Here is a 6,392-nt window from a genome sequence, read left to right on the forward strand (position 1 = left end):
GGCTTTCGCCGGCACGACCGGTTGCGGGCCCGCATTCTGATGCATCACCAATTCAAGAACGTAGGCAAGCACCTAGGATAAAGGGGCGGAGGAAAAGATCCTCCACCCCAACATTTGAAATAGAACCTTTTTTTATGCGATTCTTCAGGAGAAAAGATATCCCCGTTGTACACCTATTCAATAAAAATTCATAATTTAAGTGGAAAGGCAGATTTCTAAGTATACAGTTTCATGGTAAGATGAAGATGGATGCTTATGGGAAGTGTTAAAGATAAGGAAGGATACCGATGAAGAAATTTTCTATATTTACAGTGGGAGTAACGTTCCTTTCCCTTATACTCGGCAATCTGGTTGTGGCGACGGATTCAGGCGATGCCTGCGGTACGTCGTGGCCTTTTTGTAATGGAAAAGTGATCCCTGACCTGACAGATTTTCACATACTGGTGGAATATTCCCACCGCCTGTTCATACCGCTCCTTACCGTCGTCACGCTTATCAACGCGGCAGGGGCTATATACTTTTACAGGAAAAATCGCGCAGTGCTTGCGTTTGCCGTACTGAGTCTGCTGCTTCTCGTCATCCAGTCGCTCATCGGGGGATTCAACGTACTTCTCGGTACGCCGCCGGGCTTCACGACTCTGGATGTCACTTTCAGTCAGCTGCTCCTTCTCAACAACGTGCTGTTAAGTTACAGTCTGCATGAGAAGACGGTATCGCTTGATAAAAAACACGCCGGCACCGTGAAGATGAGTTACCGTGCTTTCCTGCTCGGGTTCCTTTTTTACGTGGCCCAGGTGATATTCGGTGCTTTCTTTAAACACAGCCGGGCGAGCAACGTCATGATGGATATCGGGGCGGAAGAATACCTGATCCGGTCCGAAACGCTGGCGGACGCCCTGTTTTCGATTCACTGGGTGGCTACCGTCGTCATTCTCGTAAGTGCGATATGGTTCATCTTTTATGCTTCCAAATTCAGATATCACGTATTTCTGTCGTGGCTTTATTTCCTCACTATTTTATTGAACGGAGCAGTAGGGCTCGTAATCGTCGTTACCGGAAACGTCATTCTGGCTTCTTCAATACATATGATCCTTTCAACGCTTACGATGATGGTGGGCGGTGCCATCCTGGGAGGATACTGGTTCAAGCTCCACCAGCGGACCATGCGCGCCTGACAGATAAAAAAACAGCGGCTCTGCCTTTCGTAGGCGGGCCGCTGTTTTTGTGAGCAGTTTTTATACTTTCAGCTGGAACAGTTCCCTGATGTCTTCTTCGCTTAAGCTCTGAAGCATCGATTCTCCGGGCTGGATGATCTGGTCGACGAGATCACGCTTTTTCTGCTGCAGCTGATATATTCTTTCTTCAATCGTGCCTTCGGAAATCATGCGGATGACCTGTACACTTTTCTTCTGCCCGATACGGTGGGCACGTCCGGCTGCCTGTTCTTCCACCGCCGGATTCCACCAAAGGTCATACAGGATGACCGTGTCGGCTCCTGTAAGGTTCAGGCCGGTACCTCCCGCTTTCAGGGAAATGAGGAAAATGTCGTTTTCCCCTCCATTGAATCGCTCCACGTATTCCATACGCTTATCCGATTTCGTGCTCCCGTCCAGATAAAAGCAGTTGTAGCCGAGAGAGGTGAGTTCATCGTACAGCAGGGACAGCATGCTCGAGAACTGGGAAAACAGCAGTACCCGGTGATTGTTCTGCTTCAGTTCGTCCAGCAGTTCTTTCAGCTGGTCGAGTTTACCGGAAGTGCCTTCGTAGTTTTCGAGAAACAGAGAAGGGTGACAGCAGATCTGCCGCAGTCTCGTCAGTCCCGCCAGTATTTCGATCTTCCCTTTCTGCACTCCTTTGTTCTGAATCGTGTCTTTCACGTCTTTCTGGATTCTTTCGAGATAGGCAAGATACACTTCTTTCTGGTTCCTCGTCAGTTCGGAATACTGGACCGATTCCAGTTTATCCGGAAGATCATCGAGCACTTCCGTTTTCATACGACGAAGGATGAACGGTCTGGTCATCCGGGAAATCTGGCTGTGCGGCAGGTTGAGAAACTCTTTTTTATTTTTGTAGAACCCGGGCATCAGTGTCTGGAAAATCGCCCAAAGTTCGGTCAGAGCGTTCTCGATCGGCGTGCCGCTCAGAGCAAAGCGGTGCTTCGCATGGATCAGCCTCGTCGCTTTCGATACTTTCGTCGCTTCATTTTTGATGGCCTGGGCTTCATCCAGAATGAAGGCGTGGAACTGCTCCGTTTCGTACGCTTCCGCGTCGCGGCGGAGCAGCGGGTAGGAAGTGATCCATATATCGGCATCCGACTCCTCACGCAGCTGCTCCCTTTCCTCTGCGGAACCGGAAATGACGTCGGCTTTCAGGCCGGGTGCGAACGTTTCGATTTCTTTCTTCCAGTTGAAGACGAGTGAAGCGGGAGCGACGATGAGCGTTCGTCCCGGGTCCCCTTTATCTTCGAGTTCCGACAGAAGGAAAGTGATCGTCTGAATCGTTTTTCCGAGACCCATATCATCCGCCAGTATTCCACCGAGAGAATAATCGGCGAGCGTCTTCATCCAGCGGAAGCCGGTGATCTGGTAAGGACGAAGCTCCGCATCAAGGCCGGAGGGGAGCGGGTGACGGCTCGTTTCCGGATCCTTCAGGTGAGTGATGAGCGTCTGGAATCTTTTTTGCCGCTCTTCCTCGCTAAGTTCCAGCACTTCATCCACCTGCATGCTTCGCATCTGCGAGACGGAGATCGTCGAACCGTCGAGAGAGTGGACGTCGAGTTCGTCGGCGAATTCCCGGAACCGGTCGAACGATTCGTTCTGGAGGGAGAGAAGAGTGCCGTCTTTCAGCCGGAAATACTTCTGTTTCTCCATAGCCGCCTGCATGACGTTCGTAATATCTTCGTCATCGATGCCGTCGATCGCAAAAGAGATATCGAGCCAGTCCGTCGATTCGTTTATATCGATCGTCGGTTTCAGCACAGGAGCCGACTGCAGCAGGTGCTTCATCCGTGACGATAAGTACACTTCGGCCTGCGCCTGAAGACGGGGAAGAGTGTCCCTTAAGAAAGTGTCGATTTTTTCCTCGTCGTCGATATAGACGAAAGAACCGTCGAACTTGAAGTCCGCCTGCTCGATAAGCTGCATGATTTCGTCTTCTTTCCGGAAATCCCTTTTTATGATCGCCTGATGGTCGGAAGAGGGACGGAAAGGGTCGATACCGTGATCGCCGTAAAGAAACTCGACGTCGATGGTAAGCAGCCAGTCGCGCTGGTCGATGGATACGATGCTTCTTACATCCTTTTTGATGATCGACTGTTTCGCCGTTTCGCTGTAATGCACGTCCCCGGCTTCCTCGAGCACCGGCAGTACGTGGGAAACGACACCTTCCATATCTTCCGCCGGAATCACCTGGGGCCTGGAGGCTGAGAAAGGAATGGCCTCTTTCCATTTGCGGATCACGTCGTGCTGCTCTTTCGTAAGGGCATAAATCGTATGTCCTTCATACATCAGCCGGTAATCGGAGAGGTGCCGGTAGTTCTCCAGTTCCCGGAAGGACAGGACGAAATCTTCCTGCCTCCGGTTGACGTGGAAGGACAGCTCCGGGAGCTCCCTGTATTGAAGAGGACCGGGCCCTTCCTTCTGTTCCACCATCGTCGTATGTGACTCCGCCAGCAGTTCAAGGAGGCGGTGGGCGTGAGCGGGAGGTATGGGTAAATACCTCTTTTCCCGGGGAAGGGAAAACTGATCGAAAAACCGTTCTTCTCCGATTATGACGGAAAGAAGGTCGAGGATGGCCGCATCGGTTTCAGAAAGCTGATGGACAGCCGGGTCGTACGTGAACTTCTTCGTCACAGGCATTTCCTTTTCTTCCGTAACATGAGTGACGCAGTTCCTTATATCTTTCATGACGTAGGGCTGATACTCCCCCATCTTCAGTTCCAGGGACAGAGCCCGGCTGGAAACGTGGAGATAGTAGTGGAACATAAGCGTCGTCTTCTCTTCCGGAAGAACGGTCTCCCTGCGGAAAACTTCGGTCAGCGGTCCCGAATAGGAGACGGGCTTCGGAGAGGAGGTATCACGGGCTAGTGCAGGAGATAGTCTCTGCATCATCTCTTCCCGGATAGCCAGAAGTACGGCAGCTATATGTTTGCACGTAAAGTACGTTTCATAAGCTTTGCATTCACAGGTGCTGTCGAAATCGTCCTCGTCATAAAAGAAGACTCGCACCTCGTAATCGTCGGTGCCCGTTACTACCGCCCGCCACGACTGGATGGCTTCATTGTAGGAAAGTCCATATACTTTTCCGCGTTCGAAGTACGTTTTCCCACGTTCAAAAAACGCTTCTCCGGTGAGCTGTTTAATTTTGTTCGGTTGTAGTAAAGTAGCTTGCATTGCCGGCATCCTAACTGTTTCAATATTTTCATTCATGTATCGGGTGTATTTAAGCATGGTCCTGATGATCTCCGCCTCCGAAAAACCCGGGGCGGTTTTATCCACTTTTCCTATTATAACAATTATTTTCGTTTTTTGTTGTGCTATACTTTAAAGAAATGGACGATGGAGAACGAGACAGGAAGCGCCGGAGCCGGCTGCACGGATTGATTTTGAAGCGGTTGTGTGCTACTTTTTGTTGAGGGAATGATCAGAGTGGAGGAATTAGAAATGTCAATACAGGAAGAGGTCGGAAAGCGGCGGACGTTTGCGATAATATCGCACCCGGACGCCGGGAAGACGACGATGACCGAGAAAATGCTGCTGTTCGGAAATATGATCCGCTCCGCAGGTACTGTAAAAGGGAAGAAATCAGGAAAATTCGCGACATCCGACTGGATGGAAATAGAGAAGCAGCGTGGAATCTCCGTGACTTCGAGTGTCATGAATTTCCCGTACCGGGGTTACCAGGTGAATATTCTCGACACTCCCGGCCACGAAGATTTCAGTGAAGACACCTATCGGACGCTGACGGCGGTAGATGCTGTCGTTATGATCATCGATGCGACGAAGGGGATCGAAGCTCAGACGCTGAAGCTGTTCAAAGTATGCCGGATGAGAGGTATTCCGATTTTCACATTCATGAACAAACTGGACCGCGAAGGACGGGAGCCGTTCGACCTTCTGGAAGAAATCGAAACGGAGCTGGAAATCGAAACTTATCCGATGACGTGGCCCGTAGGGATGGGCAAGAGATTCGAAGGGGTGTTCGACCGTCACAACGAACAGTTTGTCCGCTTTTCGGGAGACGAGCGGGAAGAGTACATCCCGTACAGCGAGCTCGATCAGCACCCGGAACTTACGGAAAACCCGACGTATAAGGAAGCGGAAGATGAGCTGTCTCTCGTCGATGAAGCAGGGGACACGTTTGAAATCGAAAAAGTGTTGAGAGGAGAACAGACCCCCGTATTCTTCGGGAGTGCTCTTGCACCGTTCGGCGTGGAAACCTTCTTCGACACGTTCATCGATATGGCACCGGCTCCGACGCCGCGGAAGTCGACGAAAGGGCTGGTTTCTCCTGAGAACGAAGAATTCTCCGGATTCATTTTCAAAATCCAGGCCAATATGAACCCGAAACACCGCGACCGTGTCGCTTTCGTCCGGGTCTGTTCCGGCAAGTTCGAGCGGGGCATGAGCGTCACTCTCGGCCGGACCGGAAAAGCATTCAAACTGGCCCAGTCCCAGCAGTTCGTCGCTTCCTCCAGTAATACGGTGGAAGAAGGATACGCCGGAGACATCATCGGCATCTACGACCCGAACGTATACCGGATCGGGGATACGCTGCTCACCGGGAAAGAGACGTTCGAATACGACGAACTTCCTCAGTTCCCGCCGGAGCAGTTCAAGAAAGTGACGGCCAAAAACGTCATGAAATCGAAACAGTTCTACAAAGGAATCGAACAGCTCGTACAGGAAGGCGCCATTCAGCTATTCAAACGTCCGTACTTCGAAGACTATATCATCGGAGCGGTCGGGGAACTTCAGTTTGAAGTTTTTGAATACCGGATGAAGCATGAGTACAACGTCGATATTGAACTCACTCCTTACGGGGAGCGGATACCGCGCTGGCTGAAGGAAGATCAGGTGGACACCTCCCTCTTCGACGACAGGAACATGCTTGTCGAGGACCGGGAAGGCAACAAAGTCGCCCTGTTCAAAAACGACTTCTCGTTGCGCTGGTTCATCGATAAGCACCCGGACATGGACCTTATCGACCTGTTTGAAGTCAACCAGTATACGCAGACGAACGAATAGACGGCCCTTTAGGGTCGTCTCAGCTTGTAGAGAAACCCCGTGTTTTTCTGCAAGCTTTTTTTGTGCAGTTCGTGCGGGCGAATACCACTCGCTTTCCGCGGACGAACGCCCGAGCCTCCCTCGTGAAAACCCACACTCCGGGGTCTC

Annotated in this window: 3 protein-coding genes; 2 read left to right on the top strand and 1 reads right to left on the bottom strand. The window is 51.3% G+C overall.

The genetic code is table 11. The annotated features are described in order from the left end of the window. Nucleotides 1-287 precede the first annotated feature (287 nt). Nucleotides 288-1,175: a COX15/CtaA family protein gene (locus CKW00_RS13290; RefSeq protein WP_095822965.1), complete on the top strand. Its 888-nt coding sequence runs from the start codon at nt 288-290 to the stop codon at nt 1,173-1,175. A 60-nt stretch (nt 1,176-1,235) separates the two neighbouring features. Here CKW00_RS13290 and CKW00_RS13295 read toward each other — a convergent pair whose 3' ends face one another. Continuing rightward, nucleotides 1,236-4,391 carry a DEAD/DEAH box helicase gene (locus CKW00_RS13295; RefSeq protein WP_095822966.1) on the bottom strand — a complete coding sequence of 1,052 codons (3,156 nt, stop codon included), beginning with the start codon at nt 4,389-4,391 and terminating at the stop codon, nt 1,236-1,238. A 270-nt stretch (nt 4,392-4,661) separates the two neighbouring features. On the opposite strand from CKW00_RS13295, the gene CKW00_RS13300 reads away from it, so the two are divergent. Next, the gene (locus CKW00_RS13300) at nt 4,662-6,245 is read left to right on the top strand and encodes a peptide chain release factor 3 (protein ID WP_095822967.1); all 1,584 of its coding nucleotides are present in this window, start codon (nt 4,662-4,664) and stop codon (nt 6,243-6,245) included. The last annotated feature ends 147 nt before the right edge of the window (nt 6,246-6,392 follow it).

The sequence above is a fragment of the Salimicrobium humidisoli genome, assembly GCF_002295105.1.
GTDB lineage: Bacteria > Bacillota > Bacilli > Bacillales > Halobacillaceae > Salimicrobium > Salimicrobium humidisoli.

Bases quoted from the DNA above. Each gene is read 5' to 3' on its own strand.
- CKW00_RS13290 (WP_095822965.1), top strand. From the start codon at position 288: ATGAAGAAATTTTCTATATTTACAGTGGGAGTAACGTTCCTTTCCCTT.
- CKW00_RS13295 (WP_095822966.1), bottom strand. From the start codon at position 4,391: ATGCAAGCTACTTTACTACAACCGAACAAAATTAAACAGCTCACCGGA.
- CKW00_RS13300 (WP_095822967.1), top strand. From the start codon at position 4,662: ATGTCAATACAGGAAGAGGTCGGAAAGCGGCGGACGTTTGCGATAATA.